The 1,179-nt window shown below is 71.2% G+C and carries 1 protein-coding gene; it reads left to right on the top strand.

Annotated elements, in window-relative coordinates; translation table 11 throughout:
• Positions 1-2 precede the first annotated feature (2 nt).
• Positions 3-1,179: IS701 family transposase (locus tag ACZ4AA_RS38475; RefSeq protein WP_467613383.1), on the top strand; the 1,177-nt coding region annotated here is incomplete at its 3' end.

Here is a 1,179-nt window from a genome sequence, read left to right as displayed (position 1 = left end):
GTATGGACGCACATGAAGTGGGCCGTGCCCGGGTGAAGTTGGGGTTATTCGTGGCCGATGTGTTCGCGTCGGTGCCGCGCAAGGACCAGCGGGCGAAGGGTGACTGCTATCTGCGGGGGCTGATGCTCGACGGTCGTCGCAAGTCCGTCCAGGCCATGGCGGAGCGGCTGCCGGACGGCAACGAGCAGAACCTGCAGCAGTTCGTGAACCAGTCGACCTGGGACCCGGTGCCGGTGCGGCGCAGGATCGCCGAGCGGATGGTTCCGCAGATCGTCCCGGACGCATGGGCGGTCGACGATGTGTCGTTCCCCAAGGACGGCCGGATGTCGGTGGCGGTCGCTCCTCAGTACTGCGGGGCCTTGGGCAAGCAGGCCAACTGCCAGGTCGCGGTGAGCGTCCACGCGGTCTCCGACACGGCCTCCTGCCCGCTGCAATGGCGCCTTTTCGTGCCCGAGGAATGGGCCCACGACGCCGAACGGCGCACGAAGACCGGCATGCCACCGCAGGTCGGACACCGGGAGAAGTGGCGGCTGGCCCTGGACACCCTCGACGAGCTGGCCGGGTGGGGCATGGTGCCGCCCGTGGTCGTGGCCGACGCAGGCTACGGCCAGAACGCCGACTTCCGGGCCGGCCTGGACAGCCGAGGCATCAGCTACGTCGTCGCCGTCCGCTCGGACGTGACCGCCCACCCGCACGACGCACGGCCCACCGTCCCGCAGTGGTCGGGCCACGGCCGCAAACCCCAGCCCCGCTACCGGGACAAGCCCTCCTCGCTGTCCGCGCTGGCGGCCGCCCGGGGGCGGCGGGCCTTCACCGAGGTCACCTGGCGCCAGGGCTCCCGCGGACCGATGCGCTCACACTTTCTGGCGCTGCGGGTGCGGCCCGCCGGCGTCAGGGTCCGCCGCCTGGCCCAGGCCGCCGCCCTCGCGGGCAAGGACGACTGGGACGGTGTCCTGCCCGAGGTCACCCTGCTGGTCCAGTGGCCCGCCGGAGCCGAGGCGCCCACCGACTACTGGCTGACCAGCCTGCCCGCCGACACCCCGATTGCCGAACTGGTCCGTCTGGCCAAGATCCGCTGGCGCATCGAGCACGACTACCGCGAACTCAAACACGGCCTCGGCCTGGACCACTTCGAAGGACGCTCCTGGACGGGCTGGCACCACCACGTCACCCTGGTCA

Source organism: Streptomyces sp. NPDC024698 (assembly GCF_055559015.1).
Note: the sequence above shows the minus strand (reverse complement) of the source record. Positions and strands in the feature narration are given on the sequence as shown.